14 protein-coding genes, 1 tRNA gene and 1 pseudogene are annotated in these 20,239 nt (G+C 70.0%); 10 read left to right on the top strand and 6 right to left on the bottom strand.

The features are described 5' to 3' along the window. Positions 1-127 precede the first annotated feature (127 nt). From AB0G35_RS00820 to AB0G35_RS00850, 7 genes are all read left to right on the top strand, one after another. A complete protein-coding gene (locus tag AB0G35_RS00820) occupies positions 128-2,413 on the top strand; it encodes an FdhF/YdeP family oxidoreductase (RefSeq protein WP_360941494.1) in 2,286 nt (761 codons plus the stop codon). A 132-nt stretch (positions 2,414-2,545) separates the two neighbouring features. Further along, on the top strand, positions 2,546-3,019 hold the full coding sequence (locus AB0G35_RS00825) for a hotdog fold thioesterase (RefSeq protein ID WP_360941497.1): 474 nt from the start codon (positions 2,546-2,548) through the stop codon (positions 3,017-3,019). Positions 3,020-3,496: 477 nt separating this feature from the next. Beyond that, the gene (locus tag AB0G35_RS00830; protein WP_360942055.1) at positions 3,497-4,717 is read left to right on the top strand and encodes a branched-chain amino acid ABC transporter substrate-binding protein; all 1,221 of its coding nucleotides are present in this window, start codon (positions 3,497-3,499) and stop codon (positions 4,715-4,717) included. Between the two features lie 134 nt (positions 4,718-4,851). Further along, positions 4,852-5,781, top strand: coding sequence for a branched-chain amino acid ABC transporter permease (locus tag AB0G35_RS00835; protein WP_360941500.1), 930 nt, complete (start codon positions 4,852-4,854; stop codon positions 5,779-5,781). 5 nt (positions 5,782-5,786) lie between these two features. Continuing rightward, positions 5,787-7,580: a branched-chain amino acid ABC transporter permease gene (locus tag AB0G35_RS00840; RefSeq protein WP_360941503.1), complete on the top strand. Its 1,794-nt coding sequence runs from the start codon at positions 5,787-5,789 to the stop codon at positions 7,578-7,580. A gap of 89 nt (positions 7,581-7,669) precedes the next feature. Then, positions 7,670-8,530, top strand: a complete 861-nt coding sequence (locus AB0G35_RS00845) for an ABC transporter ATP-binding protein (protein ID WP_360942058.1) — start codon at positions 7,670-7,672, stop codon at positions 8,528-8,530. Next, on the top strand, positions 8,527-9,243 hold the full coding sequence (locus AB0G35_RS00850; protein ID WP_360941506.1) for an ABC transporter ATP-binding protein: 717 nt from the start codon (positions 8,527-8,529) through the stop codon (positions 9,241-9,243). Before AB0G35_RS00845 ends, AB0G35_RS00850 begins: the two co-directional genes overlap by 4 nt. A gap of 69 nt (positions 9,244-9,312) precedes the next feature. Here AB0G35_RS00850 and AB0G35_RS00855 read toward each other — a convergent pair whose 3' ends face one another. Next, a complete protein-coding gene (locus AB0G35_RS00855) occupies positions 9,313-9,969 on the bottom strand; it encodes a response regulator (RefSeq protein ID WP_030816052.1) in 657 nt (218 codons plus the stop codon). Positions 9,970-10,064: 95 nt separating this feature from the next. Between AB0G35_RS00855 and AB0G35_RS00860 the strand changes: the two genes are divergently transcribed. Both AB0G35_RS00860 and AB0G35_RS00865 read left to right on the top strand, forming a co-directional pair. Further along, positions 10,065-10,139, top strand: a tRNA-Leu gene (locus AB0G35_RS00860). A 109-nt stretch (positions 10,140-10,248) separates the two neighbouring features. Continuing rightward, complete coding sequence (locus AB0G35_RS00865; RefSeq protein ID WP_360941510.1) at positions 10,249-11,022, top strand: transcriptional regulator; 774 nt, start codon at positions 10,249-10,251, stop codon at positions 11,020-11,022. Between the two features lie 52 nt (positions 11,023-11,074). Here the strand turns inward: AB0G35_RS00865 and pyk are convergent, their stop codons facing one another. Together pyk and AB0G35_RS00875 are read right to left on the bottom strand one after the other, a co-directional pair. Beyond that, on the bottom strand, positions 11,075-12,511 hold the full coding sequence (gene pyk, locus AB0G35_RS00870; RefSeq protein ID WP_360941513.1) for a pyruvate kinase: 1,437 nt from the start codon (positions 12,509-12,511) through the stop codon (positions 11,075-11,077). A 145-nt stretch (positions 12,512-12,656) separates the two neighbouring features. Then, a complete protein-coding gene (locus AB0G35_RS00875; RefSeq protein WP_360941516.1) occupies positions 12,657-13,349 on the bottom strand; it encodes an SIMPL domain-containing protein in 693 nt (230 codons plus the stop codon). A 190-nt stretch (positions 13,350-13,539) separates the two neighbouring features. Between AB0G35_RS00875 and AB0G35_RS00880 the strand changes: the two are divergent. Further along, positions 13,540-13,853, top strand: a pseudogene (locus AB0G35_RS00880) (bifunctional metallophosphatase/5'-nucleotidase); the annotation flags it as partial. 142 nt (positions 13,854-13,995) lie between these two features. Here AB0G35_RS00880 and AB0G35_RS00885 read toward each other — a convergent pair. The 3 genes from AB0G35_RS00885 to pepN form a co-directional block, all read right to left on the bottom strand. After that, positions 13,996-15,423 carry a SidA/IucD/PvdA family monooxygenase gene (locus AB0G35_RS00885; RefSeq protein ID WP_360941519.1) on the bottom strand — a complete coding sequence of 476 codons (1,428 nt, stop codon included), beginning with the start codon at positions 15,421-15,423 and terminating at the stop codon, positions 13,996-13,998. Beyond that, positions 15,420-16,838, bottom strand: a complete 1,419-nt coding sequence (locus AB0G35_RS00890; protein ID WP_360941522.1) for a pyridoxal-dependent decarboxylase — start codon at positions 16,836-16,838, stop codon at positions 15,420-15,422. The genes AB0G35_RS00885 and AB0G35_RS00890 overlap by 4 nt, the downstream gene beginning before the upstream one ends. A 779-nt stretch (positions 16,839-17,617) precedes the next feature. Then, complete coding sequence (gene pepN, locus AB0G35_RS00895) at positions 17,618-20,215, bottom strand: aminopeptidase N (protein ID WP_360941525.1); 2,598 nt, start codon at positions 20,213-20,215, stop codon at positions 17,618-17,620. Positions 20,216-20,239 lie beyond the last annotated feature (24 nt).

Consider the following 20,239-nt stretch of genomic DNA (forward strand, 5'->3'; position numbering starts at 1 on the left):
CCTCCCCCGCACCCCGCCCGCACTCCCCTACACCGCCCGTCCCGGTCCGTGACAGGATCGGATGTGCACGACAACGATCCGCCGCGCCGGCGGAGCGAGCACAGCTCACGGCTCAAGGGAGAGCGCCATGGCAGGCAAGCCGCCCGCGTCGGACCCCATCCAGGACGCGCCCCAGGTCAGCGCACCCCAGCACTCCGCCGTGGGCATGCCAGCGATCACCAACGCCCTGAAGATCTCCCAGCAGCAGATGGGCGTCCGCCGCACCGCCCTGACCCTGCTGCGCGTCAACCAGCCCGACGGCTTCGACTGCCCCGGCTGCGCCTGGCCCGAGCCCGACAAACCGCACACCGCCGAATTCTGCGAGAACGGCGCCAAGGCCGTCGCCGAAGAAGCCACCCTGCGCCGCGTCACCCCGGACTTCTTCGCCGCCCACTCCGTCGCCGACCTCGCCACCCGCAGCGGCTACTGGCTCGGACAACAGGGCCGCCTCACCCACCCCATGTACCTCGCCGAAGGCGCCGACCACTACACCCCCGTCACCTGGGAGCGCGCCTTCGACATCATCGGAGAGGAACTGACCGCCCTCGACTCCCCCGACGAGGCCGTCTTCTACACCTCCGGCCGCACCAGCAACGAGGCCGCCTTCCTCTACCAGCTCTTCGCCCGCGAATTCGGCACCAACAACCTGCCCGACTGCTCCAACATGTGCCACGAGTCGTCCGGCTCGGCCCTCACCGAGACCCTCGGCATCGGCAAGGGCAGCGTCCTGCTGGAGGACCTCTACAAGGCCGACCTGATCATCGTCGCCGGCCAGAACCCCGGCACCAACCACCCCCGCATGCTCACCGCCCTGGAGAAGGCCAAGGCCGGCGGCACCAAGATCATCTCGATCAACCCGCTGCCCGAAGCCGGCCTGGAACGCTTCAAGAACCCCCAGACCCCCCGCGGACTGGCCGGCGGCGGCACCGCCCTGACCGACCTCTTCCTCCAGGTGCGCCTCGGCGGCGACCAGGCACTCTTCCGCGCCCTCAACCACCTGGTCCTCGCCACCGACGGCGCCGTCGACGAGGAATTCATCCGCGAACACACCCACGGCTTCGAGGAGTTCGCCCGGACCGCGAAGGCCGACGACGACTGGGACGCCACACTCGCCGCCACCGGACTGACCCGCGCCGAGATCGAACGCGCCCTGGAGATGGTCCTCGCCTCCCGGCGCACCATCGTGTGCTGGGCGATGGGCCTGACCCAGCACAAGCACTCCGTGCCCACCATCCAGGAAGTCGTCAACTTCCTCCTCCTGCGCGGCAACATCGGCCGCCCCGGCGCCGGCGTCTGCCCCGTACGCGGCCACAGCAACGTCCAGGGCGACCGCACCATGGGCATCTTCGAACGCCCCGCCCCCGCCTTCCTCGACGCCCTGGAGAAGGAATTCGGCTTCGCGCCCCCGCGCGCACACGGCCTCGACGTCGTCCGCGCCATCCGCGCCCTGCGCGACGGACAGGCCAAGGTGTTCTTCGCCATGGGCGGCAACTTCGTCTCCGCCACCCCCGACACCGACGTCACCGAAGCCGCGATGCGCCGCGCCCGGCTCACCGTCCACGTCTCCACCAAGCTCAACCGCTCGCACGTCGTCACCGGTGCCCGCGCCCTGATCCTGCCCACCCTCGGGCGCACCGAGCGCGACCGCCAGGACGGCGGCGAGCAGTTCGTGACCGTCGAGGACTCCATGGGCATGGTGCACGCCTCCCGCGGCCGCCTCGCACCGGCAAGCCCCCACCTGCTGTCCGAGCCCGCCATCGTCGCCCGCCTCGCCCGCCGCGTCCTCGGCCCCGACAGCCGCATCCCGTGGGAGGAGTTCGAGAAGGACTACGCCACGATCCGCGACCGCATCGCCCGCGTCGTCCCCGGCTTCGACGACTTCAACACCAAGGTCGCCCGCCCCGGAGGCTTCGCCCTGCCGCACGCCCCCCGGGACAGCCGCCGCTTCCCCACCGCCACCGGCAAGGCCAACTTCACCGCCGCACCCGTGGAATACCCCGCCGTCCCCGAAGGCCGGCTGCTGCTGCAGACCCTCCGCTCGCACGACCAGTACAACACCACCATCTACGGCCTCGACGACCGCTACCGCGGCATCAAGAACGGCCGCCGGGTGGTTCTGCTGCACCCCGACGACGCCCGCGCCCACGGCCTCGCCGATGGCGACTACACCGACCTGGTCAGCGAATGGACCGACGGCAGCGAACGCCGCGCCCCCGGCTTCCGCGTCGTCCACTACCCCACGGCCCGCGGCTGCGCCGCCGCCTACTACCCCGAGACCAACGTGCTCATCCCGCTCGACCACACCGCCGACACCAGCAACACCCCCGCCGCCAAGTCCGTGGTGATCCGACTGGAGAAGACCCCCACCGACTGACCCCCACCACGGCGGCCGGCACCGCACCGGCCGCCGGGAACACCCCACCCCGCGCTGAGCGCTCGCTCAGTGGCCTGATAGGAACGGGCACGGATCGACGACGATCACGGGCGAGCGAACGGAGCCGAAGGCATGGGTGAGCAGACCACCACGACATTCCCGCAGGAGATCCTCGACCAGTGGGCCGGAATCGGCCTCGACCTGCCCGCACTCTTCTCCGCCGGACACCTCGGCGAGCGGATGAGCGTCCAGGTCACCGAAGCCGCCCCCGACCGCGTCGTGGGCACCATGCCCGTCGAGGGCAACACCCAGCCCTACGGCCTCCTGCACGGCGGCGCCTCGGCCGTGCTGGCCGAAACCCTCGGCTCCGTCGGCTCCATGCTCCACGGCGGCCCCACCAAACTCGCCGTCGGCGTCGACCTCAACTGCACCCACCACCGCGGCGTCCGCTCCGGCCTCGTCACCGGCGTCGCCACCCCCGTACACCGCGGCCGCTCCACCGCCACCTACGAGATCGTCATCACCGACGAACACGGCAAGCGGGTCTGCACCGCCCGGCTGACCTGCATGCTGCGCGACGCCGACACCGACGCCTACCGCAGCTGACCGGATCCGGACGGCCCACGCCGCCCACCACCACGGCCCCGCGCCCGCCCAGGGAGCGGGGCCGCACCTTTTCCCGTAACTCTGCGTGACACACACGCAATACCGCCTCAACCCGCACATCCCCGGACCCCGTGCCACCACAGGCCCCTGCCCACCCCCTCCGATAGCCGGACACCCTCCGGCGGTCGCACCGCGCAACCACCCACGGAAGTGCGAGTTCACCTTCCGCGCCGCGTTCGCTCCACCTGTAAGGACCATGGCGGCAAAACGCTCATCGCCGGTCATAACAAGAGCGTCACATCCTGGCCAGCGCCTCTGCCGACGCGACGAACACCGCTCTAGAGTCACCGCCAGTCACCGCGCCGCCGGGCGCGCTGCGAGCACGGCCCCTGTATTCCCGTGCAGCCCGGCGCGCGAATCGGCCATGCGACAGCCGTGGCCGCGCCAGGGAAAGGACTGATCGTGCGTCACCGTTCCTTGCTTCTCCTCACCACCGCAGTCACCACCGGCGCCCTCACGCTCTCCGCGTGCGGCTCTCGCGGCGACGACAACACAAACGGCGAAGGCAAAACCACCGTCGTCATCGGTCTCGACGCCCCCACCACCGGCGAACTCTCCGCGCTCGGCCTGGGCATACGCAATTCCGCCCAGCTCGCCGTCGACATCGCCAACAAGACCAACGAGGTCAAGGGCGTCACCTTCAAACTCAAGCCGCTCGACGACAAGGCACTTCCCAACGTCGGCCAGCAGAACGCCACCAAACTCGCCGGCGACAAGGACGTCCTCGGCATCGTCGGCCCCCTCAACTCCGGCGTCGCCCAGTCCATGCAGCAGGTCTCCAAGCAGAACAACCTCACGCTGATCTCCCCGGCCAACACCACCCCCGACCTCACCCAGGGCCCGGACTGGAAGAAGAACAAGCGCGTCCGGCAATTCCCCACCTACTTCCGCACGGCCACCACCGACGAAGTACAAGGCGCCTTCGACGGCCAGTACGCCTGGGAAAAGGTCAAGGCCAAGAAGGCCTACGTCATCGACGACCAGAAAACCTACGGCGTCGGCCTCGCCTCCTCCTTCAAGGACCAGTTCGCCAAACTCGGCGGAAAGATCGTCGGCACCGAACACGTCAGCCCCGACGACCGCGACTTCAAAGCCGTCGTCTCCAAGGTCAAGTCCGCCAAACCCGACCTGGTCTTCTACGGCGGCGAATACCCCGCCTCCGGCCCCCTCAGCCAGCAGCTCAAGGACGGCGGCGTCACCGTCCCCCTCATGGGCGGCGACGGCATGTACAGCGCCGACTACATCAAGCTGAACAAAAAGGCCCAGGGCGACTACGCCTCCTCCGTCGGCAAGCCCGTCGAGGAACTCCCCTCCGCCAAGAAATTCATCGCCGACTACAAGGCAGCCGGATTCAAGGAGCCCTACGAGGCCTACGGCGGCTCCACCTACGACTCCACCTGGGCCCTCATCCAGGCCGTCAAGAGCGTCGTCGAAGCCAACAACGGCAAACTCCCCGACGACGCCCGCAAGCAGGTCACCGACGCCATGAACAAGGTCACCTTCGACGGCGTCACCGGAAAGGTCGCCTTCGACAAATACGGCGACACCACCAACACCATGATCACCGCCTACCAGGTCGAAAAGGGCGACTGGGCCGCCCGCTTCAGCGCCCCGTTCAAGGAATTCGACAAGAGCTGACCCCCCAAGCACCACCCACACACCCGGGCCGCGCCAGGACGCCACCAACGACCCTGGCGCGGCCCGCGGCACACCGGGACACCCCGAACTCCCGAATTCCCACCCGTGCTTGATCACACCACGGAGGCCCTGCGGTGAGCGAACTGCCGCAACAGCTGGCCAACGGACTCATCCTCGGCGCGATGTACGGACTCATCGCGATCGGCTACACGATGGTCTACGGAATCGTCCAGCTCATCAACTTCGCCCACGGCGAGATATTCATGGTCGGCGGCTTCGGAGCGCTCAGCGTCTACCTCGCCCTCCCCACCGGAACCTCACTCGCCCTCGCCCTGCCGGTCATGCTCCTCGGCGGCATCCTCGTATCCGTCCTCGTCGGCATCGCGGCGGAACGCTTCGCCTACCGCCCCCTGCGCGGAGCCCCCCGCCTCGCCCCCCTCATCACCGCCATCGGCCTGTCCATCGCCCTCCAGCAAGCCATCTGGAAGTGGTACCCCGACGGCAAACAGGCCCGCGTCTTCCCCCAGTTCAAGGGCCACGCCCTCGACATCCTCGGCGCCACCGTCCAACGCGGCGACCTCTTCGTCCTCATCGCCGCGCCCCTCTGCATGATCGCCCTGGGCTTCTTCGTCTCCCGCACCCGCAGCGGCCGCGCCATGCAGGCCACCGCCCAGGACCCCGACACCGCCAAACTCATGGGGATCAACACCGACCGCATCATCGTCCTCGCCTTCGCCATCGGCGCCGCCTTCGCCGGCGTCGCCGCCGTCGCCTACGGCCTGCGCACCGGCGAGGTCCAATTCCGCATGGGCTTCATCATGGGCCTCAAAGCCTTCACCGCAGCCGTCCTCGGCGGCATCGGCAACATCTACGGCGCCATGCTCGGCGGCGTCGTCCTCGGCATCGCCGAAGCCCTCGCCACCGCCTACATCGAAGACATCCCCGGCATGCAGCAATTCGGCGGCGGAGCCTGGAAGGACGTCTGGGCCTTCGTCCTCCTCATCCTCGTACTCCTCCTGCGGCCACAAGGCCTGCTGGGCGAACGCGTCGCGGATCGGGCGTGATACCGATGACCACCACCACCGCAACCACCCCCCGGGGCCTGTTCCCCCTCCCCGAACGCACCGCACGCCTCACCACCGCCGCCGGCGCCCTCGCCACCGCCGCCACCACCGGCCTCTCCTGGACCTGGAGCAGCGACTTCCCCGGCGACCTCACCTACTACGGCTCCCCCGCCGGCCTCCAACTCGTCACCCTCACCGGCGGCCTCCTCACCCTCCTCCTCGCCGCCTCCGCACTCGGCCTCCGCGGACTGACCTGGCTCACCCCCGCCGGACGCAACGCCCCCACCCTCCTCGCCGCCCTCGCTACCTTCGCCGCCACGTGGTTCACCCTCGGCGCCATCGCCGTCCAACTCGGCGGCCTCGTCAACCTCGAACCCGGCGGCGTCGCAGCCGGCATCACCGCACTCCTCACCCTCCTCGCCGCCCTCGCCCTGCCCCCCGACCAACCCCCCACCACCCCACCCGCCAACCCCTGGCAACGCCTCACCGCGCTCCTCACCGCCAGCCCCCTCCGGCCCCGCACCCGCCAACTCCCCACCTGGGCCGAGATCCTCACCATCGCCGCCGCCTTCGCCGCCGGGCTGATCGCCTTCACCTACGGCATCGACACCGACGACGGCGCCCCCTTCGTCGGCTACCTCCTCTTCATCGCGCTCGCCGTCCCCGCCCTCCACCGCGCCGGACTCATCGCACGCCTCACCGAACTCACCCACCGACACCGCGGCATCGCCCTCACCGCGGCCTTCCTCGCCGCCGCCAGCTTCCCCCTCACCCAGGACACCGACCAGTACACGATCATCGGCGCCAACATCCTGATCTTCGCCACCGTCGCCCTGGGCCTCAACGTCGTCGTCGGCCTCGCCGGCCTCCTCGACCTCGGATACGTCGCCTTCCTCGGCGTCGGCGCCTACGCCGCCGCCCTCGTCTCCGGCTCCCCCGAATCCGCCCTCGGCCTGCACTTCCCCTTCTGGGCCGCCCTCCTCACCGGAGCCGCCGCCTCCCTCGTCTTCGGTGTCCTCATCGGCGCCCCCACCCTCCGGCTACGCGGCGACTACCTCGCCATCGTCACCCTCGGCTTCGGCGAGATCTTCCGCATCGCCATGCTCAACCTCAACGGCACCACCGGCCCCGACGTCACCAACGGCGCCATGGGCATCCCCAACATCCCCAACCTCGAAATCTTCGGCTTCAACTTCGGCGAAACCCACGACATCCTCGGCATCCCCATCGCCACCTACGGCAACTACTACCTGCTGATGATCCTCGTGACCGCCCTCGTCGTCCTCGTCTTCCGCCGCGCCGCCGCCTCCCGCATCGGCCGCGCCTGGATCGCCATCCGCGAAGACGAAACCGCCGCCGTCGCCATGGGCATCAACAGCTTCCGCCTCCGCCTCCTCGCCTTCGCCCTCGGCGCCGCCCTCGCCGGACTCGCCGGCACCGTCCACGCCCACGTCGTCACCACCGCCACCCCCGAACAATTCCAATTCGCCGGACCCCAACCCCCCAACTCCGCCTTCCTCCTCGCCGCCGTCATCCTCGGCGGCATGGGCACCCTCAGCGGCCCCCTCGTCGGCGCGGCACTCCTCTTCCTCATCCCCGCCAAACTCGACTTCCTCCAGGACTACCAACTCCTCCTCTTCGGCCTCGCCCTCGTCCTCCTCATGCGCTTCCGCCCCGAAGGCCTCATCCCCGACCGCCGCAAGCAACTCGAATTCCACGAAACCGGTCAACTCGACGTGCCCGACCAACGCCTCCCCGACCCAGCCGCCACCACCGGCGTCACCAAGGCAAAGGCGTGACGACCATGACCACACCACCCACCCTCGCACCCGCCACCGACAACACCCCCACCGACGACGACCCCGTCCTCCGCGCCGACGGCGTCACCATGCGCTTCGGCGGACTCACCGCCGTACGCGGAGTCGACCTCACCGTCCACCCCCGCGAAATCGTCGGCCTCATCGGCCCCAACGGCGCCGGCAAAACCACCTTCTTCAACTGCCTCACCGGCCTCTACATCCCCACCGAAGGCACCGTCTCCTACCAAGGCACGGTCCTCCCACCCAAACCCCACCTCGTCACCAAAGCCGGCATCGCCCGCACCTTCCAGAACATCCGCCTCTTCGCCAACATGACCGTCCTCGAAAACGTCCTCGTCGGCCGCCACACCCGCACCAAGGAAGGACTCTGGTCCGCGCTCCTCCGCAGCCCCGGATTCAAAAAGGCCGAACGCACCAGCGAAGAACGCGCCACAGAACTCCTCGAATTCATCGGCCTCGCCCACAAACGCGACCACCTCGCGCGCAACCTCCCCTACGGCGAACAACGCAAACTGGAAATCGCCCGCGCCCTCGCCTCCGAACCCGGCCTGCTCCTCCTCGACGAACCCACCGCCGGCATGAACCCCCAGGAAACGCGCGCCACCGAAGAACTCGTCCACGCCATCCGCGACAAAGGCATCGCCGTCCTCGTCATCGAGCACGACATGCGCTTCATCTTCAACCTCTGCGACCGCGTCGCCGTCCTCGTCCAGGGCGAAAAACTCATCGAAGGCACCTCCGACACCGTCCAGGCCGACGAACGCGTCATCGCCGCCTACCTCGGTGAACCCTTCGAAGGCGCCCCCGGAGAAGCCGAAGCGGCCGAGGTCGCCGCCGCCGAAGCGGTCGCCGGCGCGGCAGCGGACACGACGGCCGACGCGGCGGACACCCCGAGCACCCCCGGCACCACCAAGGGAGAAGCCCCGTGACCGCACTACTAGAGGTCGAAGACCTCCGGGTCGCCTACGGCAAGATCGAAGCCGTCAAAGGCATCTCCTTCACCGTCGAAACCGGTCAGGTCGTCACCCTCATCGGCACCAACGGCGCCGGAAAAACGACCACCCTGCGCACCCTCTCCGGACTCCTCAAGCCCAGCAGCGGAAAAATCACCTTCGACGGAAAACCCCTCACCGGAACAGCCGCCCACAAAATCGTCGCCCTGGGCCTCGCCCACTCCCCCGAAGGCCGCCACCTCTTCCCCCGCCTCACCATCGAGGAAAACCTGCAACTCGGCGCCTTCCTCCGAAAGGACAAAGAAGGCATCGACAAAGACATCCAGCGCGTCTACGACCTCTTCCCCATCCTCGGAGAACGCCGCAAACAAGCCTCCGGCACCCTCTCCGGCGGCGAACAGCAAATGCTCGCCATGGGCCGCGCCCTCATGTCCCGCCCCAAACTCCTCATGCTCGACGAACCCTCCATGGGCCTCTCACCGATCATGATGAAGAAGATCATGGACACCATCCGCGACCTCCGCGAACAAGGCACCACCATCCTCCTCGTCGAACAGAACGCCCAGGCCGCCCTCACCCTCGCCGACCACGCCCACGTCATGGAGATCGGCCGGATCGCCCTCTCCGGCACCGGCCAGCACCTCCTCCACGACGAATCCGTCCGCAAGGCCTACCTCGGCGAGGACTGACCCCACACGCATGCGGCCCCGCACCGGTTCACACCGGTACGGGGCCGCACACACAGAGCGCAGCGCGCGCTACTGCTCCTTCTTCTGCTGCTTCTTCTCCTCGGCATCCTCGATGACCGCCTCCGCGACCTGCTGCATCGACAGCCGCCGGTCCATCGACGTCTTCTGGATCCACCGGAAGGCAGCCGGCTCGGTCAGCCCGTACTGCGTCTGCAGAATGCTCTTCGCCCGGTCCACCAGCTTGCGCGTCTCCAGCCGCTGCGTGAGGTCCGCGACCTCCTTCTCCAGCGTCTTCAGCTCGGTGAACCGGCTCACCGCCATCTCGATCGCCGGCACGACATCGCTCTTCGAGAACGGCTTCACCAGATACGCCATCGCACCCGCGTCCCGCGCCCGCTCGACCAGCTCACGCTGCGAGAACGCGGTCAGCATCAGCACCGGCGCGATGCTCTCCTCGGCGATCTTCTCGGCCGCCGAGATACCGTCCAGCACCGGCATCTTCACGTCCAGGATCACCAGGTCCGGACGGTGCTCCCGGGCCAGCTCCACGGCGGTCTGCCCGTCCCCGGCCTCGCCGACGACGGTGTAGCCCTCCTCCTCCAGCATCTCTTTGAGATCCAGACGGATGAGGGCCTCGTCCTCCGCGATCACGACGCGCGTGGTCAGCGGCGGAACGTGCGACTGATCGTCATCGGCGACGGGCTGCTCGGGCTCGGCGGCGCTCACGGGACTCCTCATTCCGGTCAGGTGGTGCCCCATGAGCCTACCTATCTCCTGTAGGGTGGTCCCACAGCAGGTAGGCACGAACCTTGGATCCGCTGGCCCCGGTAGCCCAATTGGCAGCAGGCAATGGATTCAAAACCCATACAGTGTCGGTTCGAATCCGACCCGGGGCACTTTACCTTCGATTCCAAGGTCACCTGAGCTTTCACGAAGTTCGCTCGATAGGGCGAACATCAGCTCGGACGCCCCTCCATGGATCATCCCCGCGGCAAGCTCGCATGCATGTACGACCGCAGTACGCGCGAGCAGACCCTGGCCCTCGTCGCCCAAGGCCGCAGCCTCACCTCCGTAAGCAAGCAGACCGGCATATCCCGGTACGCCATCCGCTCCTGGCAGACCAGGATCGAGCCGCTCTCCCGCGCGACGGAATGTCCGCGATGCGAACCCGAGCCACGACCACCGGCGCCCGCCGAGGCCTACGCCTATCTGCTCGGCCTCTACCTGGGCGACGGGTGCCTCAGCAAGCAGCCCCGGAACCGCGGATATGCGCTCCGCATCGCTTGCGCGGACGCGTGGCCCGGCCTGATCGTGGCGTGCCGCGCGGCGGTGAAGGCGGTCCGCCCCATGAACAGCGTGTGCATCATCCAGCGCGAAGGATGCGTCATGGTGACGAGCTACAGCCACCACTGGCCGTGCCTCTTCCCCCAGCACGGCCCCGGCAAGAAGCACGAGCGGCGGATCGCTCTCGAACCCTGGCAGCAGGAGATCGTGGACGAGCACCCCTGGGAGTTCATCCGCGGGCTGATCCACTCCGACGGGTGTCGGATCACCAACTGGACGACGCGGATGGTCGGGGGCAAGCGCAGGCGCTACGAGTACCCGCGGTACTTCTTCACCAACATGTCGACCGACATCATCCGTCTCTACACCGACACCCTCGACAAGGTCGGCGTCGAGTGGAAGACGGCGCACCAGGCACGCAGGGCGGAGAACATCTCCGTAGCCCGCAAGGCCTCCGTGGCCCTCATGGACCGACACATCGGGCCGAAGTACTGACAGGGACGGCAGTCAGGTACCTCGGCCCAGCGGGAATCTCGTGCGGGTGGGGCTAGTTGGTGGCGTCGGATTCGCCGATGCGGTGGACGCGGACGAGGTTGGTGGAGCCGGGGACGCCGGGCGGGGAGCCGGCGGTGATGATGACCAGGTCGCCCTTCTGGCAGCGGCCGATCTTGAGGAGTTGCTCGTCGACCTGGGCGACCATCTCGTCCGTGGAGTTGACGGTGGGGCCGAGGAAGGTCTCCACACCCCAGCTGACGTTGAGCTGGGAACGGGTGGCCGGGTCGGGGGTGAAGGCGAGCAGCGGGATGGGTGAGCGGTAGCGGGAGAGGCGGCGGACGGTGTCGCCGGACTGGGTGAAGGCGACGAGGAACTTGGCGCCGAGGAAGTCGCCGATGTCGGCGGCGGCGCGGGCGACGGCGCCGCCCTGGGTGCGGGGCTTGTTGGCCTCGGTGAGCGGCGGGAGGCCCTTGGCGAGGAGGTCTTCCTCGGCGGCCTCGACGATGCGGCTCATGGTCTTGACGGTTTCGGTGGGGTATTTGCCGACGCTGGTTTCGCCGGAGAGCATGACCGCGTCGGTGCCGTCGATGACGGCGTTGGCGACGTCGGAGGCTTCGGCGCGGGTGGGGCGGGAGTTGTCGATCATCGAGTCGAGCATCTGGGTGGCGACGATGACCGGTTTGGCGTTGCGCCTGGCGAGTTTGATGGCGCGCTTCTGGACGATCGGGACGGTTTCCAGGGGCATTTCGACGCCGAGGTCGCCGCGGGCGACCATGATGCCGTCGAAGGCGGCGACGATGTCGTCGATGTTGTCGACGGCCTGGGGTTTTTCGACCTTGGCGATGACGGGGAGGAAGCGGTTTTCCTCGCGCATGATGCGGTGGACGTCTTCGATGTCGCGGCCGTTGCGGACGAAGGAGAGGGCGATGACGTCGGCGCCGTAGCGGAGGGCCCAGCGGAGGTCGTCCTGGTCCTTTTCGGAAAGGGCGGGGACGGAGACGGCGACTCCGGGGAGGTTGAGGCCCTTGTGGTCGGAGATCATGCCGCCTTCGATGACGACGGTGCGGACCTGGGGGCCGTTGACTTCGGCGACCTGGAGGGTGACCTTGCCGTCGTCGACGAGGATGCGTTCGCCGGTGGTGACGTCGGCGGCGAGGCCGGGGTAGGTGGTGCCGCAGAGGTGGCGGTCGCCCTGGGTGTCGGGTTCGACGGTGATGGTGAACTCATCGCCGCGTTCGAGAAGTACGGGTCCTTCGCGGAATCGGCCGAGTCGGATCTTCGGGCCTTGAAGGTCGGCGAGGATGCCGACGCTGCGGCGGGTTTCCTCGGATGCTTTGCGGACCCGGTCGAATCGCGCTTCGTGGTCGGCGTAGGTGCCGTGGCTGAGGTTGAAGCGGGCGATGTCCATTCCGGCTTCGACGAGGGCTTTGATCTGCTCGTACGAGTCGGTGGCGGGTCCCAGAGTGCAGACGATCTTTGCTCGGCGCATGTTTCGACCCTATGACTTACCCGGCGGTAGGGAACTGTAAGTAAGTGACTGCTCAACGAGCGCTTGGTGAAAGGCTGTTGACAAGTATTGGAATGCGCGCGAAGGCGCTCCGATGAGCGGAATTTCGCCCTCGCGCGGTGGCGTCTCAGAGTGCGGGACGGGTCATGGTGAAGCGGGCGTTGACGCTGGCGTAGACGATTTGGCGTTGGGGTTCGAGGTCGAGGGCGGGGGCGCTTTCCTGGGCGGGGGCGCCGCCGTAGCCGGCGAAGGAGCGCATGGCGGGTGCGGCGGGGGCGGTGTTCTCGGCGCCGAGGTCGGCGATTTCGAGGAGGGCGTCGAGGCGGGCGCCGAGGGCTTCGGCGTATTCGCGGGCGCGTTGGACGGCTTCGTGGACGGCTTGGGTGCGGGCGGCGCGGTGGGCGGGCGAGTCGGGGCGGAGGGCCCACCAGGGGCCGTCGACGCGGGTGAGGTCGAGGTCGGCGAGACGGGTGGTGAGTTCGCCGAGGGTGGTGAAGTCGGTGAGGGTGGCGGTGTGGGTGACGCGGCCGCGGTAGGCGCGGATGCGTTCGTGGCGGCCTTTGTCGGTGAGTTCGGGGGTGAGGCTGAAGGCACCGGTTTCGAGCTTTTCGAGGGCGTCGGGGTAGCTCTTGATGAGGGTGAGGGCTTGTTCGTTGCGGCGGGTGAGGTCGGTGAGGGCGGCGGTGCGGTCGGTGCCGCGGGCGGCGACGGTGACGGCGATGCGGGCGATTTCGGGGTCGACTTCGAGGGTGGCTTCGCCGCGTACGGCGAGGCGGGGGGTGTCGGGGGTGCCGTAGGGCAGGGGGTTGGGGTCGGTCATGGGTGGCTCCTCGGGGGGGGTGGGGTGTGGGTGGGTGCGGTGGGCGCAGGGTTGCACATCCGGGGGCGGATCGTGGGGTTCCAGTCGTCCGGGGGTGTTGGCGTAGGAGCGGCCGGGGCCAGAACCAGAATCTACGCGCGTTGCCACGGCTTGTGGTGGCGCTTGTCCCGGTGGGTTCAGGGGAGTTGGGATGCCGCTCGACCGTAGGACATTCGTGGGGAGTTCTGTGGTGACGGGGCCGGGGCGGCGCTCGCGGGGGCTGCGGGGGCACCGGCGGCCGCGGCGGCGGGGCCGGTGGGGCAGCGCGGGCACGGTCGTGGTCGTCGGCCGGAGCGGTATGCGTGCACGGTGATGAGGACGACGGATCTGCACGGGAACGTCTTCAACCGGGACTACACCACGGATGCGGAATTCGACGACGCGGACCACAACGATGGGGGGCTGGCGAAGATCTCGACGCTGGTGTCGCGGGTGCGGCGGGAGAAGGGCCGGCACAACACGCTTGCGGGAAGAAGGAGATCGATCCGTCGGTGTTCGCGTCGGTGGACCGGCGGTTGGTGCGGGACGAAGTGCCGGTGTTCTAGCGGCCGGACGGTGGGGGCGACGGAGGGTGCGGCGGTGCCGGGGGCGCCGCCGCGCCCTGCTGTTAGTGGCGTGGGACGAGGGTGCTGCCTTGGGTGGGGATGGCGCGGGTGTGGGGGGTGGGGGGTTGCGGGAGGCCGAAGGTGGTGAAGGCGGTGCGGGTGGGGAGGGGGTAGGGGGTGGTGTCGGTGAGGTTGTTGAGGATGGTGGCGCTGCGCCAGGCGGCGAGGCCGAGGTCGGGGGCGCCGACGCCGTGGGTGTGGGTTTCGGCGTTCTGGACGTAGAGGGACCCGGTGACGGTGGGGTCGAGGACCATGCGGTGGTGGGCGTCGATGCGGGGGCGTTCGGCGGCGTCCCGGCGGATGTAGGGGTCGAGGGCGGCGAGCAGGGTGTCCATGCGGCGTTCGCGGTAGCCGGTGGCGAGGACGACGGCGTCGGTGGTGAGGCGGGAGCGGCTGCCTTGCTGGATGTGGTCGAGGTGAAGTTCGACCTTGGTGGTGCCGACGCGGCCGGCGGTGCGTACGGAGACGCCGGGGGTGAGGGTGGCGTCGGGCCAGCCGCCGTGGAGGGTGCGGCGGTAGAGCTCGTCGTGGATGGCGGCGAGGGTGTCGTGGTCGATGGCCTTGTGGAGTTGCCACTGGGCGGGGACGAGGTCGTCGCGGACGCGTTCGGGCAGGGCGTGGAAGTAGCGGGTGTAGTCGGGGGTGAAGTGTTCGAGGCCGAGTTTGCTGTATTCCATGGGCGCGAACGCGGGGGTGCGGGCGAGCCAGTGGAGGCCTTCGCGGCCGACGGGGCGGGCGCGGAGCTGGTCGAGGAAGATTTCGGCGCCTGACTGGCCGGCGCCGATGACGGTGAGGTGGTCGGCGGCGAGCAGGCGGTCGCGGTGGTCGAGGTAGTCGGCGGAGTGGAGGACGGGGACGGCGGGGGCGTCGGCGAGCGGGCGGAGGGGGACGGGGACGTGGGGGGTGGTGCCGATGCCGAGGACGAGGTTGCGGGCGTGGGTGCGGCCGAGGGCTTCGGCTTCGCCGTCGGTGCCGAGGTGGGTGTAGTCGATCTCGAAGATCTCGCGTTCGGGGTTCCAGCGGACGGCGTCGATCTGGTGGCCGAAGTGGAGGGTGGGGAGGTTTTCGCTGACCCAGCGGCAGTAGGCGTCGTATTCGGCGCGGTGGATGTGGAAACGCTCGGCGAAGTAGAAGGGGAAGAGACGTTCGCGGGTCTTGAGGTAGTTGAGGAAGCTCCAGGGGCTGGCGGGGTCGGCGAGGGTCACGAGGTCGGCGAGGAAGGGGACTTGGAGGGTGGCGCCGTCGATGAGGAGGCCGGGGTGCCAGTGGAAGGCGGGGCGCTGGTCGTAGAAGGCGGTGCGGAGGTGGGTGAGGGGGTGGGCGAGGGCGGCGAGGGAGAGGTTGAAGGGGCCGATGCCGATGCCGGCGAGGTCGAGGGGCTCGTCGGGGGTGGCCGGGTGGGTGACGGGGGTTTCGGGGGTGCTGCTCATCGGGGGATGCGGCCTTCCACGAGTTTGAGGAGGGTGGTGAGGTCTCCGGTTTGGGTGTGGGGGTTGAGGAGGGTGGCCTTGAGCCAGAGGCCGGTGGGGGTGGTGGCGCGGCCGAGAACGGCCTGGCCGTCGGTGAGGAGGGTGCGGCGGATGGTGGCGAGGGCGGAGTCGTCGGCGCCGGTGGGGCGGAAGAGGACGGTGCTGAGGGTGGGGCGGGAGTGGAGTTCGTAGCGGGGGTGGTCCTCGATGAGGTCGGCGAGGGTCTGGGCGGCGGCGAGGGTGCGGTTGACGAGTTCGCCGAGGCCGTGGCGGCCGAGGGCTTTGAGGGTGACGGCGATTTTGAGGATGTCGGGGCGGCGGGTGGTGCGCAGTGAGCGGTGGAGGAGGTCGGGGAGGCCGGCTGCGGTGTCGTCGTCGGCGTTGAGGTAGTCGGCCTGGTGGGTGAGGGGGGCCAGCGCGCTCGGGTCGGGGACGGCGAGGAGGCCGGCGGCGACCGGTTGCCAGCCGAGTTTGTGCAGGTCGAGGGCGACGGTGTGGGCGCGGGCGAGGCCGGTGAGGGCGGTGTGGTGGGTGTTGCTGAAGAGGAGTGCGCCGCCGTAGGCCGCGTCGATGTGGAGACGGGCGCCGTGGTGGTCGGCGAGGTCGGCGAGGTCGGGGAGGGGGTCGATGGCGCCGGAGTCGGTGGTGCCGGCGGTGGCGGTGAGGAGGACCGGTCCGGAGTGTCCGGTGAGGTTGGCGAGGCAGGTGTGGACGGTGTCGGGGGTGAGGATGCCGTTGGGGGTGGGGAGGGTGAGGGGTTCGGGGAGGCCGAGGAGCCAGGCGGACCGGTGGATGGAGTGGTGGGCGTTGGCGCCGCAGACGATCTGGAGGGGGCCGGTGTGGGGGCGGCCGGGGGTGGGGGTGGCTTCGCGGGCGAGGAGCAGGGCGAGTTGGTTGGATTCGGTGCCGCCGGTGGTGATCAGCGCGTCGGGTTCGGGGGTCTGGGGGTAGACGAGGGCGGCGAGGGCGCGGCTGGTGAGGGCTTCGAGGGTGGAGGCGGCGGGGGCCTGGTCCCAGGAGTCGAGTGACGGGTTGAGGGCGGCCGCGGCGAGGTCGGCGGCGGTGGCGACGGCGAGTGGGGGGCAGTGCAGGTGGGCGGCGCAGTGCGGGTCGGCGGGGTCGGCGGCGCCGGCGGCGAGGGTGTGGACGAGGGTGCGCAGGGCGGCGTGCGGGCCGGTGCCGTGGTCGGGGAGGAGGGGGTGGCAGGCGTCGTGCACGGCGCGGGCGACGGTGTCGGGGCCGCCGGGCGGGAGGGGGCCGGCGCGGTCCTCGGCACCGGCGGTCAGGGCGTCGAGGACGGTGTCGAGGAGGGGGCGGAGTGCGCGGGGGCCGTGGGTGCCGCCTGCGAGGGCGGTGCCGGCAGGGGGCACAGACATGGATGTGCTCTTCTGTCAGGGAGGGTTGGGGCGTGTGCCTGGTCGGTCCGGGTGCGGACGAGCCGTTTAGGCGGCCCTAAGTTACTTTCCCTGTACGGCGCGTATCCACCGGTCGCGGTCATACCACCCGTAAGTGGTACGGGTGTACCGCAGGTGTTCGGGTGCGGTGGAGGGGGTGGCCCGGGGGGAGTTGTGGGGGTGGGGCGGGGGGCCGGGGGGGCGCGGGGCGGGGAGCGGGCGCCGGGCGCGGGGGCGCCGAAGGGTGGGGCGCGGGGCGCCGGGGGTGGGAACGGATCCCGTAGGGGTTACCCGTAGGGGACGCGAGGGCCCCTTGCGGGCCATAACGCCGGGTCAGGGGGCGGGTATTCCGGGCGGGTCAGGGGTCGGTATTCCGGGCGGGTAAGGGATAGGGGTTCCCGGCGGAAGACGCGGGGGTTGGTGTGCCCGGGGCGGTCCCGCCGGGGCGGGTTCCCGGGGGCGGTGACCCCCGCGGCGGGGTGGGCGTGCGGCCGGGCGAACGGAACTCGAACGGAACTCGGAGGGGGTTACCCGTAGGGGGCGGGAAGGCCCCCTACGAGTCCACAACGCGGGCTGACGGAGCGGTATTCCGGGGGGAACGGCCACCCGGGCGGACTCGCCGGGACCCGGGCGGGGAGTCCCCGGGTGGGGACTCCCCCGTGGCGGCACCCCCGGTGGCGGAATCCCCTCGGCCGGGCTTCCCGGCTTCGGCAACTACCCTGTGGCGGAGTCCCCGTGGCGGGGCTCCCCGGCTTTGAGGACTACCCCGTGGCGGAATCCCCGCGACCGGGCTCCCCCACTTCGGGCTCCCCCGCCTCGGGCCCCCCGAATGCGCCCCGGACCCTCAACGCCCGCCTCAAGTCGTCGAGTTGGTCGATGAGTTTGCGGCGGAGGGCGGGGGTGGGGTTGCCGTCGGTGAGGCAGGTTTCGCCGAGGTGGAGGGTTTCCGCGTCGACGAAGGTGGCGGGGAAGGCGTAGCGGCCGGCGGCCTCGGCGAGGGCGGCGCCGCGGGCGGCGGCGAGGTCGGGGGCCTCGGCGAAGTAGCGGGCCACGTAGGGGCGGAGCAGGTCGTGGTGTTCGGGGGCCCAGAAGCCGGTGGCGGTGGCGGTGAAGAGGTAGTTCGAGAGGGCGGTGTCCTCGTCGGTGGTGAAGAGGGCGTCCCAGGCGGCTTGTTTGGCGGCGGGGTCGGGGAGGGCGGCGCGGCAGCGGGCGGCGCCCTCGCGGCCGGTGGCGCTGGGGTCGCGGACGAGTTCGGTGTCGATGGCGGCGTGGAGTTCGGCGGCGGGTGCGGCGCCGAGGGTGGCGAGCCGGCCGAGGATGCGCCAGCGCAGTTCGGGGTCGAGGTGGGGGCCGCCGGGGACGCTGCCGTCGTCGAGCCAGTCCTGGAGGCCTTCAGGGGTCGTGGCGCTGTCGATGAAGGCGCGGACGGCGGTGAGCCGGAGCCCGGCTGCGGTGCCGTGTTCGGGGCCTTCGGTGCGGCGGAGTATGTCGCGGCTGAGGGCGGTGAGGGTGGTCAGGGCGGTGTGGCGGGCGGTGGGGGTGAGGTAGCGGTCGGCGATCTGGGTGCGGGCGAAGGCGAGGACACCCTGGAGGATGGCGAGGTCGGTTTCGTGCGGGAGGTGGGCGCGGGCGGCGTCGAGGTAGGCGGTGGGGTCGAGTTCGCCGTCGCGGACCATGTCGCGGGCGGCGTTCCATACGACGGCGCGGGTGAGCGGGTCGGGCAGGCCCGAGAGGGCGGCGAGGGCGGTGTCCCAGGAGGCGGGGTCGAGGCGGACCTTGGCGTAGGTGAGGTCCTGGTCGTTGAGGAGGAGCAGGGCGGGGCGGCGGCCGGTGCCGGTGTGGGCGGGGTCGTCGGGGACGTCGAGGATGAGGGGGGTGCGGGCCACGAGGCGGCCGGGGGTGTGCGGGTCGGGGTCGTAGAGGCCGACGGTGAGGCGGTGCGGGCGGGTGCCGTCCTGGCTGCCGGTCTGTTCGACGGTGAGGTTCCAGTGGCCGTCGGTGCCGCCGACGACGGGGGTGAGGGTGTCGACGCCGGTGGTGCGCAGCCAGCGGGCGGCCCAGGTGTGGACGTCGCGGTCGGTGGCGCGGGCGAGGGAGTCGATGAAGTCGGCGAGGGTGGCGTTGCCGAAGCGGTGGCGGGCGAAGTGGTCGTTGATGCCGGCGAGGAAGTCCTTCTCGCCCATCCAGGCGACGAGTTGGCGCAGGGCGGAGGCGCCCTTGGCGTAGGAGATGCCGTCGAAGTTGAGGAGGGCGGAGGCGGTGTCGGGGACGTCGTCGGGGGCGGGGGCGACGGGGTGGGTGGAGGGGCGCTGGTCGGCGTCGTAGCCCCAGCCCTTGCGGGCGACGGCGAAGTCGGTCCAGGTGTCGGTGAAGCGGGTGGCTTCGGAGAGGACCTGGTAGCCCATGTATTCGGCGAAGGACTCGTTGAGCCAGATGTCGTCCCACCATTGGAGGGTGACGAGGTCGCCGAACCACATGTGGGCCATTTCGTGGGCGATGACCATGCCGCGAGTCTGGCGTTCGGTGTCGGTGACGGCGGAGCGGTAGACGAATTCGTCGCGGAAGGTGACCAGGCCGGGGTTCTCCATGGCGCCGGCGTTGAATTCGGGGACGAAGGCCTGGTCGTAGGAGTCGAAGGGGTAGGGCTCCTCGAAGATCTGGTGGTAGCGGTCGTAGCAGCGGCGGGTGAGGTCGAGGATTTCCTCGGCGTCGGCGTCGAGGTGGGGGGCGAGGGAGCGGCGGCAGTGGATGCCGAAGGGCAGTCCGGCGTGTTCGGTGCGGACGGAGTGCCAGGGGCCGGCGGCGACGGCGACGAGGTAGGTGGAGATGAGGGGGGTGGGGGCGGCTTTCCAGTGGCCCTCCCCCAGGTGTTCGGTGATGCCGTTGGCGAGGACGGTCCAGTTTTCCGGGGCCTGGACGGTGAGGGCGAAGACGGCCTTGAGGTCGGGCTGGTCGAAGGCGGCGAAGACGCGCTGGATGTCCTCCATGAACAGCTGGGTGTAGACGTAGGCCTCGCCGTCGGCGGGGTCGGTGAAGCGGTGCATGCCCTCGCCGGTGCGGGAGTAGCGCATGGTGGCGTGGAGGCGGAGTTCGTGGGGGCCGGCGGTGAGGCCGGTGAGGGGGAGGCGGTTGTCGTCGAGGGTGGCCGGGTCGAGGGGCCGGCCGTCGAGGGTGGCGGTGTGCAGCTCGGCGGGGCGGAGTTCGACGAAGGTGTCGCCGTCGGTGCGTGCGGTGAAGTGGATGACCGTACGGGAGCCGAAGCGCTCGTCGCCCTGGGTGAGGTCGAGTGCGATGTCGTAGCGGTGGACGTCGATGTGGCGGGCTCGGGTCTGCGCCTCGTCGCGCTGCAGTTGGGGCATGGTGGCCATGCTGCCGTACGGTCG

It is taken from the genome of Streptomyces sp. NPDC021749 (genome assembly GCF_040640655.1).
Taxonomy (GTDB): Bacteria; Actinomycetota; Actinomycetes; order Streptomycetales; family Streptomycetaceae; genus Streptomyces.

Bases quoted from the DNA above. Each gene is read 5' to 3' on its own strand.
- AB0G35_RS00820 (WP_360941494.1), top strand. From the start codon at position 128: ATGGCAGGCAAGCCGCCCGCGTCGGACCCCATCCAGGACGCGCCCCAG.
- pyk (WP_360941513.1), bottom strand. From the start codon at position 12,511: ATGCGCCGAGCAAAGATCGTCTGCACTCTGGGACCCGCCACCGACTCG.
- AB0G35_RS00875 (WP_360941516.1), bottom strand. From the start codon at position 13,349: ATGACCGACCCCAACCCCCTGCCCTACGGCACCCCCGACACCCCCCGC.
- pepN (WP_360941525.1), bottom strand. From the start codon at position 20,215: ATGCCCCAACTGCAGCGCGACGAGGCGCAGACCCGAGCCCGCCACATC.
- AB0G35_RS00865 (WP_360941510.1), top strand. From the start codon at position 10,249: ATGTACGACCGCAGTACGCGCGAGCAGACCCTGGCCCTCGTCGCCCAA.
- AB0G35_RS00885 (WP_360941519.1), bottom strand. From the start codon at position 15,423: ATGAGCAGCACCCCCGAAACCCCCGTCACCCACCCGGCCACCCCCGAC.
- AB0G35_RS00890 (WP_360941522.1), bottom strand. From the start codon at position 16,838: ATGTCTGTGCCCCCTGCCGGCACCGCCCTCGCAGGCGGCACCCACGGC.
- AB0G35_RS00825 (WP_360941497.1), top strand. From the start codon at position 2,546: ATGGGTGAGCAGACCACCACGACATTCCCGCAGGAGATCCTCGACCAG.
- AB0G35_RS00845 (WP_360942058.1), top strand. From the start codon at position 7,670: ATGCGCTTCGGCGGACTCACCGCCGTACGCGGAGTCGACCTCACCGTC.
- AB0G35_RS00840 (WP_360941503.1), top strand. From the start codon at position 5,787: ATGACCACCACCACCGCAACCACCCCCCGGGGCCTGTTCCCCCTCCCC.